The 17,881-nt window shown below is 51.8% G+C and carries 21 protein-coding genes and 3 pseudogenes; 21 read left to right on the plus strand and 3 right to left on the minus strand.

Annotated features, from left to right (window positions below):
• Positions 1–14 precede the first annotated feature (14 nt).
• The 20 genes and pseudogenes from ACJHXB_RS09395 to ACJHXB_RS09490 all read left to right on the plus strand — a co-directional run bounded on the left by ACJHXB_RS09395 (position 15) and on the right by ACJHXB_RS09490 (position 14,281).
• Positions 15–1,220: pseudogene (locus ACJHXB_RS09395) on the plus strand (phage major capsid protein).
• Between the two features lie 48 nt (positions 1,221–1,268).
• A complete protein-coding gene (locus ACJHXB_RS09400; protein ID WP_000601358.1) occupies positions 1,269–1,469 on the plus strand; it encodes a hypothetical protein in 201 nt (66 codons plus the stop codon).
• A gap of 2 nt (positions 1,470–1,471) precedes the next feature.
• Entirely contained in the window at positions 1,472–1,795 is a 324-nt protein-coding gene (locus ACJHXB_RS09405) for a head-tail connector protein (RefSeq protein ID WP_000927711.1), read from the plus strand.
• A complete protein-coding gene (locus ACJHXB_RS09410) occupies positions 1,792–2,202 on the plus strand; it encodes a phage head closure protein (protein ID WP_000702406.1) in 411 nt (136 codons plus the stop codon). Before ACJHXB_RS09405 ends, ACJHXB_RS09410 begins: the two co-directional genes overlap by 4 nt.
• Positions 2,177–2,683, plus strand: coding sequence for a hypothetical protein (locus ACJHXB_RS09415; RefSeq protein WP_000235781.1), 507 nt, complete (start codon positions 2,177–2,179; stop codon positions 2,681–2,683). The genes ACJHXB_RS09410 and ACJHXB_RS09415 overlap by 26 nt, the downstream gene beginning before the upstream one ends.
• Positions 2,680–3,240 (plus strand): hypothetical protein, encoded by a 561-nt coding sequence (locus ACJHXB_RS09420; protein WP_000779279.1) that lies wholly within the window; start codon positions 2,680–2,682, stop codon positions 3,238–3,240. The genes ACJHXB_RS09415 and ACJHXB_RS09420 overlap by 4 nt, the downstream gene beginning before the upstream one ends.
• 8 nt (positions 3,241–3,248) lie before the next feature.
• Positions 3,249–3,419 carry a DUF2635 domain-containing protein gene (locus tag ACJHXB_RS09425; protein ID WP_000497751.1) on the plus strand — a complete coding sequence of 57 codons (171 nt, stop codon included), beginning with the start codon at positions 3,249–3,251 and terminating at the stop codon, positions 3,417–3,419.
• Positions 3,403–4,899 carry a phage tail sheath subtilisin-like domain-containing protein gene (locus tag ACJHXB_RS09430; RefSeq protein ID WP_000155713.1) on the plus strand — a complete coding sequence of 499 codons (1,497 nt, stop codon included), beginning with the start codon at positions 3,403–3,405 and terminating at the stop codon, positions 4,897–4,899. The genes ACJHXB_RS09425 and ACJHXB_RS09430 overlap by 17 nt, the downstream gene beginning before the upstream one ends.
• Positions 4,899–5,255 (plus strand): phage tail tube protein, encoded by a 357-nt coding sequence (locus ACJHXB_RS09435; protein WP_000090993.1) that lies wholly within the window; start codon positions 4,899–4,901, stop codon positions 5,253–5,255. Before ACJHXB_RS09430 ends, ACJHXB_RS09435 begins: the two co-directional genes overlap by 1 nt.
• Positions 5,255–5,524: a phage tail assembly protein gene (locus ACJHXB_RS09440; RefSeq protein WP_000661054.1), complete on the plus strand. Its 270-nt coding sequence runs from the start codon at positions 5,255–5,257 to the stop codon at positions 5,522–5,524. The genes ACJHXB_RS09435 and ACJHXB_RS09440 overlap by 1 nt, the downstream gene beginning before the upstream one ends.
• 141 nt (positions 5,525–5,665) lie before the next feature.
• The gene (locus ACJHXB_RS09445) at positions 5,666–7,498 is read left to right on the plus strand and encodes a phage tail tape measure protein (RefSeq protein WP_000807179.1); all 1,833 of its coding nucleotides are present in this window, start codon (positions 5,666–5,668) and stop codon (positions 7,496–7,498) included.
• 91 nt (positions 7,499–7,589) lie between these two features.
• Complete coding sequence (locus ACJHXB_RS09450; RefSeq protein WP_000679480.1) at positions 7,590–8,120, plus strand: hypothetical protein; 531 nt, start codon at positions 7,590–7,592, stop codon at positions 8,118–8,120.
• 58 nt (positions 8,121–8,178) lie between these two features.
• Positions 8,179–9,507 carry a DNA circularization protein gene (locus ACJHXB_RS09455; protein ID WP_001469317.1) on the plus strand — a complete coding sequence of 443 codons (1,329 nt, stop codon included), beginning with the start codon at positions 8,179–8,181 and terminating at the stop codon, positions 9,505–9,507.
• Positions 9,504–10,583 (plus strand): phage baseplate assembly protein, encoded by a 1,080-nt coding sequence (locus ACJHXB_RS09460; RefSeq protein WP_000999527.1) that lies wholly within the window; start codon positions 9,504–9,506, stop codon positions 10,581–10,583. The genes ACJHXB_RS09455 and ACJHXB_RS09460 overlap by 4 nt, the downstream gene beginning before the upstream one ends.
• Positions 10,583–11,131 (plus strand): phage baseplate assembly protein V, encoded by a 549-nt coding sequence (locus ACJHXB_RS09465; RefSeq protein ID WP_000643721.1) that lies wholly within the window; start codon positions 10,583–10,585, stop codon positions 11,129–11,131. The genes ACJHXB_RS09460 and ACJHXB_RS09465 overlap by 1 nt, the downstream gene beginning before the upstream one ends.
• Positions 11,131–11,556: a phage GP46 family protein gene (locus tag ACJHXB_RS09470; RefSeq protein WP_000424732.1), complete on the plus strand. Its 426-nt coding sequence runs from the start codon at positions 11,131–11,133 to the stop codon at positions 11,554–11,556. The genes ACJHXB_RS09465 and ACJHXB_RS09470 overlap by 1 nt, the downstream gene beginning before the upstream one ends.
• Positions 11,543–12,601: a baseplate J/gp47 family protein gene (locus ACJHXB_RS09475; RefSeq protein ID WP_410233487.1), complete on the plus strand. Its 1,059-nt coding sequence runs from the start codon at positions 11,543–11,545 to the stop codon at positions 12,599–12,601. The genes ACJHXB_RS09470 and ACJHXB_RS09475 overlap by 14 nt, the downstream gene beginning before the upstream one ends.
• Positions 12,592–13,176, plus strand: a complete 585-nt coding sequence (locus ACJHXB_RS09480) for a YmfQ family protein (RefSeq protein ID WP_000383560.1) — start codon at positions 12,592–12,594, stop codon at positions 13,174–13,176. Before ACJHXB_RS09475 ends, ACJHXB_RS09480 begins: the two co-directional genes overlap by 10 nt.
• 3 nt (positions 13,177–13,179) lie before the next feature.
• Positions 13,180–13,488 (plus strand): annotated as a pseudogene (gene stfP, locus ACJHXB_RS09485) (protein StfP); the annotation flags it as partial.
• Positions 13,489–14,077: 589 nt separating this feature from the next.
• Positions 14,078–14,281, plus strand: a complete 204-nt coding sequence (locus tag ACJHXB_RS09490) for a hypothetical protein (protein ID WP_071556292.1) — start codon at positions 14,078–14,080, stop codon at positions 14,279–14,281.
• Here the strand turns inward: ACJHXB_RS09490 and ACJHXB_RS09495 are convergent.
• Positions 14,247–14,855, minus strand: a complete 609-nt coding sequence (locus ACJHXB_RS09495; protein ID WP_001045545.1) for a tail fiber assembly protein — start codon at positions 14,853–14,855, stop codon at positions 14,247–14,249. The genes ACJHXB_RS09490 and ACJHXB_RS09495 overlap by 35 nt on opposite strands.
• Entirely contained in the window at positions 14,855–15,352 is a 498-nt protein-coding gene (locus ACJHXB_RS09500) for a phage tail protein (protein ID WP_001115589.1), read from the minus strand. The genes ACJHXB_RS09495 and ACJHXB_RS09500 overlap by 1 nt, the downstream gene beginning before the upstream one ends.
• A gap of 30 nt (positions 15,353–15,382) precedes the next feature.
• Here ACJHXB_RS09500 and ACJHXB_RS09505 point away from each other — a divergent pair.
• Positions 15,383–15,526 (plus strand): annotated as a pseudogene (locus ACJHXB_RS09505) (recombinase family protein); the annotation flags it as partial.
• Positions 15,527–15,607: 81 nt separating this feature from the next.
• On the opposite strand, the gene ACJHXB_RS09510 reads toward ACJHXB_RS09505, so the two are convergent.
• A complete protein-coding gene (locus ACJHXB_RS09510; protein WP_000834396.1) occupies positions 15,608–17,497 on the minus strand; it encodes a DUF262 domain-containing protein in 1,890 nt (629 codons plus the stop codon).
• Positions 17,498–17,881 lie beyond the last annotated feature (384 nt).

The raw sequence follows: 17,881 nt of genomic DNA on the forward strand, positions 1-17,881 counted from the left end.
TCAGGAGAAATACGATGGCGGTAGATATTAAAGATGTCGAACAGGTCGCGCAGGAGCTGCAGCAGAAGTTTGACGACTTCAAAGCAAAGAACGACAAGCGCGTGGATGCGATTGAGCAGGAAAAAGGCAAACTTGCCGGGCAGGTGGAAACCCTGAACGGGAAACTCAGCGAGCTGGAAAACCTCAAAAGCGATCTTGAAAAAGAGCTGCTTGAGCTGAAACGTCCGGCAGGTGGTGCGCAAAATAAACTGGCCACCGAGCATAAAGAAGCGTTTGTGGGCTTCCTGCGTAAAGGCCGTGAAGATGGTCTGCGCGATCTGGAGCGTAAGGCATTGCAGGTGGGCACCGATGAAGACGGTGGCTATGCCGTGCCGGAAGCGCTGGATCGCAACATTCTCACCCTGCTGAAAGATGAAGTGGTGATGCGCTAGGAAGCCACGGTGATCACCGTTGGCGGTTCCGACTACAAAAAACTGGTGAATCTGGGCGGCACGGCTTCCGGATGGGTGGGGGAAACGGATACGCGATCCCAGACTGCCACCTCCAAACTGGAGCTGATTGAACCTCTCATGGGGGAAATCTACGGCAACCCGCAGGCCACCCAGAAAATGCTGGACGATGCCTTCTTCAACGTGGAGGCCTGGATCAACAGCGAGCTGGCAACCGAATTTGCCGAACAGGAAGAAATTGCCTTTACCTCAGGCGATGGCACCAAGAAGCCGAAAGGGTTCCTGGCGTATGAATCCACTGATGAAACCGATAAGGTCCGGGCGTTCGGCAAACTTCAGCATATTGTATCCGGCGAAGCGACTGCGGTGACCGCAGACGCCATTATCAAACTTATTTACACACTGCGTAAGGCACACCGCACCGGTGCGAAGTTCATGATGAACAACAACAGCCTGTTTGCCATCCGTCTGCTGAAAGACAGCGAGGGTAACTATCTGTGGCGTCCGGGGCTGGAGCTGGGGCAGCCGTCCTCTCTGGCGGGTTACGGTATCGCTGAAAACGAACAGATGCCGGATATCGCCGCTGATGCGAAAGCCATTGCATTTGGTAACTTCAAACGGGGTTACACCATCGTTGACCGTATCGGCACCCGCATTCTGCGTGACCCGTACACCAATAAACCGTTTGTCGGTTTTTATACCACCAAACGCACCGGCGGCATGCTGGTCGATTCGCAGGCCATCAAACTGCTGAAGATTGCAGTGGCGTAATCACTCAGGGGCGCGGAACCGCGCCCCTGTTCTGACGGGTGAAGAATCATGATCCTGAAACAAGATCTGAAATGGTCACCGGACGGTATGCGTGTTGAGGTCATTCGGGCCGGTGAGTATGACGACGGGGCGCTTCCTGCCCAGGTGCAGGAGATTGCACTTCAGGCCGGGTTAGCAGAGCGCGGAACCAGTGCAAAAAGCAGTAAAGCGACAAAAGAGAAAAAAGCCACGACCAGTAAAGAGGGCTGAGTATGCTTCTGACAATGGAAGAGATTAAAGCCCAACTCCGGCTGGATGAGGATTTCGATGCTGATGACCGCCATCTGCAACTGCTGGCCTGTGCGGCGCAAAAGCGGACGGAAACGTATCTGAACCGGAAGCTCTATGCACCGGATGAAACCATTCCGGACAGCGATCCGGACGGGCTGCACCTGCCGGATGATATTCGTCTGGGGATGCTGATGCTTATCAGCCATTTTTACGAAAACCGCTCGTCGGTTACGGAAGTGGAGAAACTCGACATGCCGCAGAGTTTTGGCTGGCTTGTCGGCCCGTACAGGTACTTTCCGCAATGAAAATTCGTCAGGCGCAGACCAGCGCAACCTACATTCTGCCGGACCCCGGTGAACTGAATAAACGCGTCCTGATCCGCCAGCGGGTGGATATGCCCGCGGATAACTTTGGCGTGGAGCCTCAATACCCGGTTACGTTCCGGACATGGGCGAAGGTTGTCCAGACCAGTGCCACCACCTGGCAGGAAACCGCGCAGACCGGAGATGCCATCACTCATTACATCACCATTCGTTACCGCCGGGGGATCACCGCTGATTATGAGGTGGTCTGCGGTGACAGTGTGTACCGGGTGAAACGTCAGCGCGATCTGAATGGGGCGCGGCGTTTTCTGCTGCTGGAGTGTACGGAGCTGGGCGAATGTAGGCAGAGTCACGGAGGCAACAATGGCGACTTCCTTTTTGCACGTTGATTTTCAGCAGCCCGCGGAGATGCGCTTTAACCGCGCCCGTGTCCGGCGGGCTTTTGTCACGATTGGTCAGCGTCATATGCGTGATGCCCGTCGGCTGGTGATGCGCCGTGCGCGGTCGGCACCGGGTGAAAACCCCGGTTATCAGACCGGACGCCTGGCTCGTTCGATTGGTTACATGGTACCCAGAGCCAGTAAACATCGCCCTGGTTTTATGGCACGTATAGCCCCTAACCAGCGTAATGGAGAGGGAAACCGCCGTATCACCGGTGATTTTTATCCAGCTTTTTTGTTCTATGGCGTGAGGCGAGGGGCAAAGCGTCGTCGCAGCCATCATCGTGGTGCATCCGGTGGCAGCGGCTGGCGACTGGCTCCACGTAATAACTTCATGGTGGAAACGCTTGAAAAGAACCGCAGTTGGACACGCTATTTTCTGGCGCGGGAATTGCGTAAATCACTGAAGCCGGAGCGACGACACAGATGAAACTGACGCCTGTTATTGCTGCACTGCGTGCCCGCTGTCCGTATTTTGAAAACCGGGTTGCAGGCGCGGCCCAGTTCAAAAATCTGCCGGAGGTCGGAAAGCTGAAACTCCCGGCGGCATATGTTGTACCGGGTGATGATTCTCCGGGAGAAAACAAAAGCCAGACCGACTACTGGCAGGAGCTGAAAGAGGGTTTCTCCGTGGTTGTCATACTGAGTAACGGGCGTGATGAGCGCGGTCAGTTTGCCTCGTATGATGTGGTGGACGATGTCCGGCAGATGCTCTTTAAGGCTCTGCTGGGCTGGAACCCGGAGGCGTGCGGTAACCCGATTACCTATGACGGTGGCACGCTGCTGGATCTGAATCGTCATGAGCTGATTTATCAGTTCGATTTTTCGGTCATCAGCGAGCTGACTGAAGACGATACCCGCCAGCAGGATGATCTGAACAGTCTGGATGAACTGCAAACGCTGGCGATTGATGTTGATTATCTCGAGCCCGGTAACGGGCCTGACGGCGATATCGAACATCACACCGAAATAACCCTTCCTTCCTGAGGATCCTCATGTTTGTCAAACCTGTTAAAGGGCGGTCAGTTCCTGATCCTGCCCGCGGCGACCTTTTGCCCGCCGAAGGGCGAAATGTTGACGAGAACAACTACTGGCTGCGCCGTGAAGCAGCGGGTGATATCCGGCGCGTGAATAAAAAGGTGAATACCGATGACGATAAGCTTTAACACCATTCCGTCGAATACGCTGGTTCCGTTGTTTTATGCGGAAATGGATAACCAGGCGGCGAATACTGCACAGGACAGCGGAGCATCGCTGCTGATTGGTCATGCCAATAACGGTGCAGAGATTGTTGCCAACAGTCTGGTACTGATGCCGTCGGCAGACTATGCACGCCAGATTTGTGGTGCGGGAAGTCAGCTGGCGCGTATGGTCGAGGCTTATCGCCAGACTGACCCGTTTGGCGAGCTGTATGTGATTGCCGTTCCTGAATCCACAGGCGCGGCGGCAACGGTTACGCTGACGGTGACCGGGGCGGCAACCGAAACCGGCACGGTGAATGTGTATGTGGGACGTACCCGCGTGCAGGCACCGGTGACTAACGGCGATAACGTCACGATGATTGCCAGCAGTATCCAGGATGCCATCAATGCCGTTCCGACCCTGCCGTTTACGGCTTCATCTTCGGCAGGCGTGGTCACACTGACCGCGCGTCATAAGGGGCTTTGCGGGAATGAAATTCCTGTCAGCCTCAATTACTACGGCTTTGGTGGGAGCGAAGTGCTGCCAGCGGGCGTACAGATTGCCGTGGCGACGGGTACCGCCGGAACGGGTGCTCCGGTTCTCACCGGCGCGGTGGCTGCAATGGCGGATGAGCCGTTTGATTATATCGGCCTGCCGTTCAACGACACGGCCTCCGTTAACACGCTGGTGACCGAGATGAACGATACCAGCGGTCGCTGGAGCTATGCGCGTCAGCTGTATGGTCATGTGTATACGGCAAAGATCGGCACGCTGTCAGAACTGGTGACCGCAGGTGACCAGTTTAACCAGCAGCACATTACCCTGGCGGGGTACGAAAAAGACACCCAGACGCCTGCCGACGAGCTGGCGGCAAGCCGTACCGCCCGCGCAGCGGTGTTTATCCGCAACGATCCGGCACGTCCCACGCAGACCGGTGAGCTGGTGGGTATGCTGCCTGCGCCGAAGGGGAAACGGTTCACGATGACCGAACAACAGACCCTGCTGTCTCATGGCGTGGCAACGGCGTATGTCGAAAGCGGGGTACTGCGCATTCAGCGTGATGTCACCACGTACAGGAAAAACGCTTACGGGGTTGCGGATAACAGCTACCTCGACAGCGAGACGCTGCATACCAGTGCGTATGTACTGCGCAAACTGAAATCCGTCATTACCAGTAAGTACGGGCGTCACAAGCTTGCCAGCGACGGTACCCGCTTTGGTCCCGGTCAGGCGATTGTCACCCCGGCGGTGATCAAAGGGGAACTGTTGGCAACCTACCGTCAGCTTGAGCGTGCGGGGATCGTGGAAAACTACGAACTGTTTAAGCAGTACCTGGTTGTGGAGCGTGATGCCAGCGATCCGAACCGCCTGAACACGCTGTTCCCGCCTGACTATGTTAACCAGCTGCGTGTCTTTGCCGTGGTTAATCAGTTCCGTCTTCAGTATTCAGAGGAGTCTGCATAATGGCCCGTATCGGGGGAACCTGTTATTTCAAAATTGACGGTCAGCAGCTATCGCTGACCGGCGGCATTGAGGTGCCCATGAACAAAACGGTTAACGATGACATCATCGGCCTGGACGGTTCAGTGGACCGCAAGGAAACTCACCGTGCGCCTTATGTCAAAGGGACCTTCAAGGTGCCGAAGAATTTTCCGGTAAGCAAAATCACCTCGTCTGATGAGATGACCATCACTGCCGAGCTGGCGAACGGTCAGGTCTATGTACTGTCGTCTGCCTGGCTGCACGGCGAAGCGAACCATAATGCCGAAGAAGGCACGGTTGATCTTGAGTTCCACGGTGAAGAAGGGGATTACCAGTAATGAAAGAGCTTGAGTTAAAGAAACCGATTACTGCTCATGGCGAGACACTCTCCGTACTGGAGTTTGATGAACCCACCGGGAAGGATGTCCGCGAGCTGGGGTATCCCTACCAGATGAATCAGGATGAGTCAGTCAGACTTCTGGCGCATGTGGTGTCGAAATACATTGTGCGGCTGGCGAAAGTGCCGCAAAGCTCTGTCGACCAGATGTCTCCGGCAGACCTGAATGCAGCGGCGTGGCTTGTGGCTGGTTTTTTCCTCCAGGCTTGACGGCTGAATACCTCACTGATCGCTTCTTTGACTGCGCCAGCTACTGGCGCATTAATCCTTTCGAATTGCTGAATATGCCGATCAGTGAAATTCCCTTGCTGGTCAGTCAGGCAAACAGGATAGAGCAGGAGAAACGCACACATGGCGGAATTTGAGCTTAAGGCGTTGATCACCGGTGTCGACAGGCTTTCTCCCGCGCTGTCGAAAATGCAAAAGAAAATCCGGGGATTTAAACGCCAGGCGGAAGAAGCGTCACAGGGTGGGCTGGCGCTTGGTGGCGGACTGGCTGCGGGTCTGACGCTTTCCCTGAAATCTTATGCCGATCAGGAAAACGCCGCCACCGGGCTGAAAGTTGCCATGATGGATGCGAACGGTGAGGTCGGAAAGCGCTTTCAGGACATCAATAAACTGGCTATTGGTCTGGGTAACCAGCTACCCGGTACAACGGCTGATTTCCAGAACATGATGCAGATGCTGGTGCGTCAGGGGATCCCGGCAGAAAACATTCTTGGTGGTGTGGGTAAAGCGACAGCTTATCTTGCGGTACAACTGAAAAAAACACCGGAAGCGGCTGCTGAGTTTGCTGCAAAGATGCAGGATGCTACCGGAACGGCGTCAGAAGACATGATGGGGCTGTTCGACACTATCCAGAAGGCGTTTTATCTGGGCGTTGATGATACCAACATGTTGTCCTTCTTCACTAAAACCAGTTCTGTTCTGAAAATGGTGAATAAGGACGGTCTTCAGGCTGCACAGAGCCTTGCCCCTATCAGCGTCATGATGGATCAGATGGGGATGAACGGGGAGTCGGCAGGTAATGCCCTGCGAAAAGTTATCCAGTCCGGATTAAGCGTTAAGAAAATCAGGGACGTCAATAAAGTCATGGCCCGCCAGAAACTCGGAGTGCAGCTCGATTTTACTGACGGCAAAGGGAGTTTTGGCGGTCTTGATAACATGTTTAAGCAACTGGCAAAGCTGCGAAAACTGACCGACGTTAAGCGAACAGGTGTACTTAAGGCAATATTTGGTGATGATGCCGAAACCCTTCAGGTGGTCAATGCTCTGATCGATAAAGGAAAGGATGGTTACGATCAGATCCAGCAGAAGATGAATAAACAGGCTAGCCTGAATAAACGTGTTCAGGCCCAGCTTGGTACGCTGTCCAACCTGTGGGAGGCAATGACGGGGACCGCAACTAACGGCCTTGCGGCTATTGGCGGCGCATTTTCTGGTGACGCCAAAAATATCACGCAATGGCTGGGGGAGTTAGGGGAAAAATTCACGAAGTTTGCGGATGAAAATCCCCGGGTTATTCGCAGCGTCGTCGGGCTTGCTGCCGGTCTTGCGATTCTGAAACTGGGATTGATGGGCGTGGGCAGTGCCATCAGTATTGTCAGCAGGATTATGTCGATGACGCCGATTGGCATGATTGCGACGGCGATTGCTCTGGCTGCGGGATTAATTATCACTAACTGGGATGTTGTCGGACCTTATTTTAAGAAGCTCTGGGAAACCATTGGTCCTTATTTTGAGGCTGGCTGGGAACTTCTGAAGAAAGTTTTTGCCTGGTCGCCGCTGGGAATGGTGATCAATAACTGGGGACCGGTTGTTAAGTGGTTTCAGGATATGTGGGACAAGCTGAAGCCAATTATTGAGTGGTTTACCGACAGTTCCGGTGACACGGTCGATGCCATTAACTCGGCGCAGTGGGGCGCGGGTGCTTATGATGCTTATGGGACGGGAATACCGCCACGGGGATACACTCCTTATCCGGAGGTGGATCCGGCTCAGGCAAACAACGCCTCCGGTGCCACAGGCCCGAATCCCTTCATGATTAATAAAGCTACCGCGCCAAAAGTTGATGGTGAGATCAAGGTATCATTTATAAATATGCCATCAGGTATGCGGGTTACGGAAACACGCTCCAGTGGCATTGATATAAATCACGATGTTGGCTATACCCGATTTTGGTAGCCAGGATTCCCCTCACAGGTATTGCTGGTTGTAAGTCATAAATAGAGTGATAGAATTAATGCACATTTAGAAAAATGTTAATAGGCGAAAAATGAAAGGCTATATCACAGCAAGTGTAATTCTTGGAGCAGCGGCTATTTTTTCATCTCTCATAATCTCTGGCAACATCTCCTTTAAAGATGAACATATTATTCAGTTATCTGGAGGAGCCATAAAACTTGGTGATGTTTATAAAGAAAATAAATTGATAAGTGCAAAGATTATTTTTCCAGATAATCAGGGTGAACAGATTCTTGTTGTCGACGGCAATCCTGAAAACTTTAAGGAGGATTTTCAGGAGAAATTAAATAAAGTAATAAAAACTTTAAATGCGTCAAAGAAAAAAGATGAAGAGAAAGTTAGCCTGGATAATTTAAGTGTTGTTGAAGAGTCTAAACTAGAGCTCATTTCTGCGGTGCGTTACTCTGCTCAGTATGTTCCTATGTTTACTCTGACGCTGGACAAAAAAGAAATTACCATGCCTAAAAATACGGTAATATTTCCATTTGCCAGCGATGAAACAGCTAAGTATTTAAATGAACAACAGCAAAAGTATAAAGATTCGTTGTTTCTGACTCGCTAATTAATAAAATTCATTACAAGGCCACCTTCTAATAGGTGGCTTTTTTTTCGGAGTGTATATGACGTGGAAAGACAGGCTTCAGGATGCGTCATTTCGAGGTGTGCCGTTTAAGGTTGAAGAAGAAAGTGCGGGAACCGGCCGTCGTGTGGAAACACACGAATATCCGAACCGCGACAAACCCTATACCGAAGATCTGGGAAAAGTCACTTTCCGCCCGTCCATCACAGCTTATGTGGTGGGAGATGACTGCTTTGACCAGCGCGATCGCCTGATTGAAGCGCTGAATAAACCCGGTCCCGGCACGCTTGTCCACCCGACATATGGTGAGCTGAAAGTCTGTGTTGACGGGGAAGTTCGGGTCAGCACATCGAAAAGTGAAGGGCGTATTGTCCGCTTTGACCTGAAGTTTGTCGAAGCGGGAGAACTCTCTTACCCCACATCAGGTGCGGCGACGGCGCAGACGCTGATGTCATCCTGTTCTGCACTGGATGACTGCATCAGTGACAGTTTCAGTGGTTTCAGTATCGATGGCGTGGCAGATTTTGTGCAGAACGACGTCGTCGGTAATGCCGGCACAATGCTTGGGTATATTTCTGATGCGATGAAAGTGGTGGATTCTGCCGTATCGGATGCCGCCAGGCTGTTGCAGGGGGATATCTCGGTACTTCTGCCGCCGCCATCGTCAGGCAAAAATTTCGTTGAGCAGGTGCAGAAAATGTGGCGTACCGGGAAACGCCTTTATGGTAACGCCAGCGACCTGGTCACCATGATCAAAACGCTTTCCGGTGTCAGCCTCGGCAGCGATCTGCAACCGCGCGGCGTCTGGAAAACGGACAGTAAAACCACCGCCACGGCGACGCAGCAGCGTAACGTGGTTGCCAGCACCCTTCGTACGACCGCAATCAGCGAAGCGGCGTATGCCGTCACCCGATTGCCTGCGCCAACAACTTCCGCGGTGATGCAGAATGCCGCAGTGGGGCAGGCAACAACAGCTGCGCAGAGCACCGGCTGGCCTTCCGTCACGCATCCGGCACTGAACAATGCACCGGCGGTGAAAAACACGGTTGATCTGCCGACGTGGGAAGAACTGACTGACATTCGCGACACACTGAATACGGCAATTGATAAGGAGTTGTCCCGTACAACCAGTGATGCGCTGTTTCTGGCGCTGCGCCGGGTGAAAGCAGATCTGAATGCGGATATCAACACGCGCCTTGAACAGTCTGCACGGATCATTCAGCGCACGCCGGATGAGGTTTTACCCGCGCTGGTGCTGGCGGCGACCTGGTTTGATAACGCGGCGCGTGACGCGGACATTATCCGGCGTAATGCCATTACGCATCCCGGCTTTGTGCCGGTGATCCCTCTGAAGGTGCCAGTACAATGAACGATAACGTCACGCTACGGGTAAATGGCCGGGAGTGGAATGGCTGGACATCGGTGCGCATCGGTGCCGGTGTTGAACGACTGGCGCGGGATTTCAGTGTGGAGATCACCCGCCAGTGGCCGGGAGATGAGGGTATCACCACGCTTCAGCCGCGCATTAAAAACGGTTCAAAAGTGGAGGTGCTGATTGGTGATGAGCTGGTGATCACCGGCTGGGTGGAGGCGACGCCCGTTCGTTACGATGCCCGTTCGGTCAGCACCGGTATTGCCGGACGCAGTCTGACCGCTGACCTGATTGACTGTGCAGCCGAACCGACACAGTTTAACGGACGATCGCTGGTACAGATTGCGCAGGCGCTTGCTGCGCCTTTCGGCATTGAGGTGGTGAACAGCGGTGCGCCGTCGGGTGTTATTCCTGATGTCCAGCCTGATCACGGTGAAACGGTGATTGAGGTAATCAACAAAATACTCGGTCAGCAGCAGGCGCTGGCTTATGACGACCCGCACGGCAGGCTGGTGATTGGCGGTATTGGCTCAACGCGGGCACATACCGCGCTGGTACTTGGGGAAAACATCCTTTCCTGTGATACGGAGAAGAGTATCCGGGAGCGGTTTTCAGTTTACCAGGTGGCGGGGCAGCGTGCCGGAAACGACGATGATTTCGGTGAGGCCACCACCACCGCGCTGCGGGCCCGCACAGAGGACGCATTTATTGCCCGTTACCGTCCGATGTATATCAGGCAGACAGGGCAGGCCACGGGGGCAGGCTGTATTGCCCGTGCTGACTTTGAAGCCCGGCAACGGGCGGCGCGGACGGATGAAACCACCTATGTGGTGCAGGGCTGGCGACAGGGTAACGGTACGCTGTGGCAGCCCAACCAGCGGGTGATTGTCTTCGATCCGGTCTGTGGTTTCGACAATACCGAACTGCTTGTCTCGGAAGTCACGTTTACTCAGGACCAGAATGGCACCCTGACGGAAATCCGTGTCGGCCCACCTGATGCTTATCTGCCTGAACCCGAAGCCCCCGGCGCGCGGAAAAAGAAAAAAGCCAGAGTACAGGAGGACCCGTTCTGATGAAGGCGATTGAAACCATACAGCGACAACTCCTCGGCCTGATTGGGCGGGCGGTGGTGAAAAGCATCAGTGCCGCCACGAAATGTCAGACCGTGGATGTGTCCCTGATTGCCGGTGAACCCAAAGCCGGGGTTGAACATCTTGAACCCTACGGTTTTACCGCAAGGGCAAACAGCGGTGCGGAAGCGGTGGTGTTGTTTCCGGATGGCGACCGTTCTCATGCGGTGGTTGTTACGGTGTCGGACCGGCGCTACCGCCTGAAAGGGCTGCAGACGGGTGAGGTGGCTGTCTATGACGATCAGGGGCAGTCCGTGACGCTGACCCGGGAGGGGATCGTGGTGGACGGTGCAGGTAAAACGATCACGTTTCGCAATTCACCTAAAGCACGTTTTGAAATGGACCTTGAAGTGACCGGACAGGTGAAAGACCTGTGCGACTCCGGCGGCACCACCATGTCAGCGATGCGGCTTGCCTATAACGGGCATCGTCACAGAGAGAACGGTCAGGGCAGTAACACCGACAAACCTGATAAAGCGATGGAGGCATGATGGAACTGTGGCTGACGGTGAACGGTAAACGCACCTGCGCCAGCGCACCGCTGGATCCGCTGACCCGCGCCGTGGTGATTTCCCTGTTTACCTGGCGGCGGGCGGAGCCTGATGACAATGCCGACGTCCCGATGGGATGGTGGGGGGATACCTGGCCTGCGGTACAGAATGACCGTTACGGCTCCCGACTGTGGCTGCTTCAGCGCAGCAAACTGACCAATCAGCTGGTGCAGACGGTAAGGGGGTATATCCGCGAATGCCTGCAATGGATGATTGATGACGGCGTGGTGTCCCGTATTGATCTGGATATCCGCCGCACCGGGATTAATGAACTGGGTAACAGTATCACTCTCTGGCGTCGTGACGGACCGGTAATGATTTCTTTTGATGATCTGTGGAGTGCGATAACGCATGGCGGACAGTGAATTTCAGCGCCCGACGCTGGCAGAAAATATCAGTATGCTCCGTAACGATTTATTCGCCAGGCTGGACGTCAGCGACACGCTCCGGCGCATGGATGAAGACGTGCGGGCAAAGGTGTATGCGGCGGCGCTGCATACGGTTTACGGGTACATCGATTATCTGGCAATGAACATGCTGCCTGACCTGTGCGATGAGTCCTGGCTGGCGCGACATGCTGCGATGAAACGGTGTCCGCGCAAGGGGGCCACGGCTGCCAGCGGGTATATGCGCTGGGAAGGTGTCAGCGATGGCCTGAAGGTGACCGCCGGAAGTGTTATTCAGCGCGATGACCTGGTTCAGTACACGGCAACTGCCGATGCAACCAGCACCGGTGGTGTCCTGCGCGTGCCGATCGCCTGCTCAAGTGCAGGCGCGGTCGGTAACGCTGACGACGGTACGTCATTAATCCTGGTCACGCCGGTTAATGGTCTGCCGTCTTCCGGCGAGGCAGATACCCTGACAGGTGGATTTGATATTGAAGAGCTGGAAACGTGGCGCGCCCGCGTCATTGAGCGGTATTACTGGACGCCTCAGGGCGGGGCTGACGGGGACTATGTCGTCTGGGCTAAAGAAGTGCCCGGCATTACCCGCGCATGGACATACCGACACTGGATGGGAACGGGGACTGTCGGTGTGATGATAGCCAGCAGTGACCTGATTAACCCCATTCCGGAAGAATCAACGGAAACGGCGGCAAGACAACATATCGGGCCACTGGCCCCGGTGGCAGGCTCTGATTTGTATGTATTCAGGCCGGTGGCACATACGGTGGATTTTCATATCCGCGTGACGCCGGACACACCAGAAATACGGGCTGCCATTACCGCGGAGTTGCGTTCGTTCCTGCTGCGTGATGGTTATCCGCAGGGAGACCTGAAGGTATCGCGTATCAGTGAGGCGATTTCCGGTGCGAACGGGGAATACAGCCATCAGTTGCTTGCACCGGTGGACAATATCTCCATTGCGAAAAACGAACTGGCGGTACTGGGGACGATTTCATGGACGTGACAAACGATGATTACATCCGCCTGTTATCGGCACTGTTGCCGCCCGGTCCGGCGTGGTCAGCCAGCGATCCGGCGATTGCCGGTGCGGCACCTTCATTAACCCGTGTTCATCAGCGTGCGGATGCCCTGATGCGGGAGCTGGATCCGCGCACCACCACTGAACTGATAAACCGCTGGGAGCGTCTGTGCGGTCTGCCGGATGAATGTATTCCGGCGGGAACGCAGACCCTTCGCCAGCGTCAGCAACGGCTGGATGCGAAGGTTAACCTGGTGGGCGGCATCAACGAGGATTTTTATCTTGCACAGCTTGCTGCCCTGGGCAGACCAGATGCCAACATCACGCGATACGACAAAAGCACGTTCACCTGCTCATCGGCCTGTACTGACGCGGTGAATGCGCCGGAATGGCGGTATTACTGGCAGGTCAACATGCCAGCTGCCACCAACACCACTTGGATGACATGTGGCGATCCCTGTGCTTCCGCACTGCGTATCTGGGGCGACACCGTTGTTGAGTGTGTGCTTAACAAACTCTGCCCGTCGCATACCTACGTAATTTTTAAATATCCGGAGTAATCCATGCATCGTATAGACACGAAAACCGCGCAGAAGGATAAGTTCGGCGCGGGTAAGAACGGTTTTACCCGTGGTAACCCCCAGACCGGCACACCTGCCACCGATCTGGATGATGACTACTTTGACATGTTGCAGGAGGAGCTTTGCAGCGTGGTGGAGGCATCCGGTGCCAGCCTGGAGAAGGGGCGGCACGACCAGTTGCTTACCGCGCTTCGTGCGCTGCTGTTAAGCCGCAAGAATCCGTTTGGCGATATCAAATCGGATGGCACGGTGAAAACGGCTCTCGAAAACCTTGGTTTGGGAGAAGGCTCATTTGGGTTCAGAAATCTAGTTGCCTTCACAACGGCTGGAGTAACAAGCTGGACTGTTCCTGAAGAGTTGCGCAAAGGAAGAAAATGTTACGTCAAAGTTATTGGTGGCGGTGCGTCAGGAGGGATAGGTTCAATAACCGCTTCAGCCGTTACATGTGGCGGAGGAGGTGGTGGGGGCGGAGTTGCTGAGGGACTGGTAGATTTAACTGGTATTAACAGTGTTTCGATTACGGTTGGTGCCGGTGGTGCGCCTGTGTCTGGTATTTCTGTAAACGGTAAAAATGGTGGCTCGAGCAGTTTCGGGACTTACATGTCAGCTTCCGGAGGCTATAGCGGAGGCCAGCCTTCCGGAGGGTTAGGCGCAGTTGGTGTTGGGGGAACAATTAATACATCGCTTGGGCCAGGTTCTCCAGGTTCCATTGCGTCTGCCGCATCGGGAGCTGGTAATGGTGGTTCTGGTGGTGGCCCCGGAGGAGCAGGTTCATTCAGAGATACAGCTAACGGAAAAGCGGTATCAGCAGTTGGGCCTGGAGGTGGCGGTGCTGGATTATGTCCTAATTCATCAACGGGTCAGTCGGGTGCCGGAGCAGATGGCGCAGTTTATATTTACTGGTGAGGTTCATATGTGGGCAAGAATTGAAGAAAATAAAGTAGAAGAGATAACGGAAATTAATCCTGAAGGAAGATTCCATCCATCATTAATATGGAAAGAATGCCCTGCTGACACACAGCAGGGGGATTTATATATTGATGGTGAGTTTATTGCGCAGTCTCCGGCAGTTCAGGCCAGATGACATCCGGCGCGGTGCTGGTATCTGTTGCCGTTACCGCGTCAATGTAATCCAGCACCGTGTTAAGTCGGCTGGTTTCTGACTGCGTCAGATTCCGTCCGGCCTGTAATTTCAGTTGAATCAGACTGATGGAGGCCATTGCAGTATCAATCAGCGACTGGCGCTGTGCTTCTGCTGCATCTACTGCGGCGCTATGCTGTGCCACGGTATCCGTCACCCATTTCTCACCATCCCATTTATCGTATGGCGTTAACGGGGCGATAGTGGTTGTATTATCAGGGTAATCACCCGGAGCTGTGATTTCTTTTGATTCTCCTGTTTCAGTGCTATAGACAATTTCACCACGATGGTCTGGCACATATACCCATGAGTTAAAATCTTCAGAACGGCAAATTGCATAACCAGTTTTGTATGAGTCTGGAGCATCTAAACAGGAACATGCCGGAATGCCTACACCAATGGCAAGATATTCTGTTGATGTGGAAATATATTCCCGCGTTTCACCATTATAATTATAAACGGTTATGTCTCCAGCTTTTATGGCAATGAGTTCGTTATTTAAGACAACTTTATTCATCAGGCAGCCCTCACGATATAATTAAAGGCAATGTTACGAGGTCGGTTTTCGTTTGCAGTTGGAACAACTCTGGAAGCATCGAATGTTACTCGCTTTGCATAACCACCTTTAATTGAATCCGATGAAGCATCTCCGATGACGCTGGTTGTAAAAACGCCAGAATCAGAAGGATAGGTATTGAACCTGACATCCACTAATGCACCAATTATATTTCGAATGGCATCGCCCTGTGATGAAAGCAAGCTACGGCTAGTATCTATTCCTCTTCTGTCATCCCAGCCACGAATAAACTCACCGCGTAAATCAGGCAATTTATTTGTCAGGTAAACTTTTGCCAGTTCCGGATACTCTTCGGCAGAAAAAGGCGCACCGTTGCATTTCAGCCAGCCTGTTGGCGGAGTGGCTGAAGGCCACGGAACAGGCACCCCAACAGGTAATGCAGAACCTTCTCCCAAACCAACGTTTATGAAAATGCAGAAATAACGAGCAAATGGCATCATTCCTGCTTTTACTTGGGGGGATTTAACATGCTTATTAGCTATGTACGCGTATCAATAAATGACCAGAACACAGATCTACAACGTAATGCGTTGAACTGTGCAGGATGCGAGCTGATTTTTGAAGACAAGATAAGCGGTACAAAGTCCGAGAGCCTAGGGCTGACAGTGCTGTTCTTGATGCAAATTAAAGGATTTAATAGTGAGTTGCGGCCTTACTAATGTAAGGCCGCTATAATCATTTTATTAATTGCATTAATCGTATTTTGGCCATACTTTCAATGCAATTTCCCCCAACTTTTTACCTCGCTCCAGTATTTCACTCTCATCCCATTTATCCTTAAGTATAAGTGGTATGTTCAGTCGTAGATTGGTGTGGACGATGAGAGCATCACGTTTTTTCAGAAATACAGCATTCTGAACGGAACGGTTTACGCTAAGGTTAAGCAAAGTTAGATTTCCCAACGTAGCTATCGCTTGTTGCCGTTTCCTTACCAGTAGCTGTTCAGGGGTAAGATCGGTTCCAGACAGAACAATTTGGTTCATTACCGTAGCATCTGAATTTGTCACCATATGACCATTTTCGAGAGGCCAACAGGAATACCAACTTTGAGGCATAAGATGATCGATATCGAGATTAGAAAGATTTGGAACATCAGGCTTTTCTGTCTTCACTTGGCGACAAAGTTCTCTTTCAAGTTCCGTTAACATTGAGCGCATTTTCGGTGCGTCGAGCCTGCCAGGATAAAGTGGAGCATTGATGCAAGCGTTGAGAAATTCTGAGTCCCCAGGCCAACGTGAGGCTTCGCCATTTAAGCTATTGAGGATATTACGTAACTCAACACTGGAAATTTCCGTTTTAGACAAGTGTCGCAATACATTCATAAATACATTGTTGTAATTCTTTGGCGTCAGGCCACATACGGATCTTCGTACTACGTAGGAGACAAGATCATTATACATGGCTGCTTTCTCATCATCGGCGATGTTAGCTATCGAAATGAACAAAGCAAGCGGATAGAGTGTCGTCACATCATAGGCTGCGATGCGATGTCCAAAGTGTGAGATGGGGGTTGTGCCAAAACCACCAACCAATTCTTTATATTGTGATGCATATTGTTTGAGGCGCTTTACTTGCAGATCTGCTCGTTGTGAAGGCAAGTCCTTACTTACATAATCACGATACTCATTGTAAAGGCGAGACAGATCAATTTCACGCTGCCTTTCTGATTGCAATGTCGCATGTACAAGCCACTCCATGCGTGGTTTATTAATACGTCCACGGCGTTGCTTTTCCGACCAGTATTTATCTTCAAAGATCTTCCACTCATTTTCATATAATTCAATAGCATTAATATTTTCATGCTCAGCGCACATAAAGATATAGTTGCGAATAAGATCCGTTGCATGAAGTTCCGCTCCTCGCCCATTTAATGTTTCAAAAATTATTTGGGCATCATCTTCAGCTTCGAGAAATATGCTTACCAGTTTCAGATCCGTCAAGACAGCCTCAATTAGTGCTACAGCATTTTCTTGTGGTGAGTGGTTTTCTATTTTAATCCATTTTATAAAGGCTTCAGTAAAAAACCATAATGCCTCTAGTGACGGCGGGTGGTTGAAATGTTTACGTAACGTACCATGTTGCGTGAAGCTATCAGAAAATACATTACGGAGATCGTCAATATTATCAACATTAAGACTTTGAATAAAATGAGTTTGATCTCGAAAAGTTGGCCACAGTTTGAAGCATTCTACCTTTTTATTTCTCATCGTTGCTTCGTTTGTATTTTTCAAGCAAGTCAATACTAACCCTTCCAGTTCAGAAAGGCCTGTAGCACGCAATGATAATCGAATGGATGCCAGAATATATTGAAGAGTGGTTAAACGTTGCTGGCCGTCAATAATATGTATGGTATCTACACCTAACAAGCTGTTTTTGAGTTGAGGTTCCAGCACCACCGCGCCGAGGAAATGAGGGGTTGGTTTTGTTCCCGAAAGTCGGCTCTGTGCTTTTTCGAAGATATCCTCCAGCAAAGCTGACCATTGGTTTCGTTGCGTCCATACGTAGGCACGTTGATAGAATGGAACACGATATTGTCGTTGATTTTGGAAAATTTGCTGGATGGTTAGCGTTTCGGATTTCATTGTTTACCTATAAATAACATTAAGTGACATTCCACAAGAGTAAGAAATTCATCTGAGTCAGAACAATCATTTTTATGTAGTTATGATACAGTGTATTTGTTACTGGTGAAGTAAAAATAAGAAACCCCGCTTTTGAATGCTGACGCGCTACGGTTTCATTGGATATTTTTTGTCTCTCCTCCATCCCGTTGGTGTTCTGTTTAGAATGATAACTTGCTGTTTTTATTGATATTAGTTTATTGCGCCGCCCAATCATGGTTGGTGGGTTGGTGGGAGTTAAATCCACATTGGTATGAATAACATAGAATATGAATTAGTGTTTCAGAATTGCTTCAGCCATCACTTTTTAATACGTTCAATTTGAATGTTTATTTCCGAAACAAT

The organism is Escherichia sp. WS3227_2 (genome assembly GCF_046486495.1).
In the GTDB taxonomy this organism is placed as follows: Bacteria; Pseudomonadota; Gammaproteobacteria; order Enterobacterales; family Enterobacteriaceae; genus Escherichia; species Escherichia coli.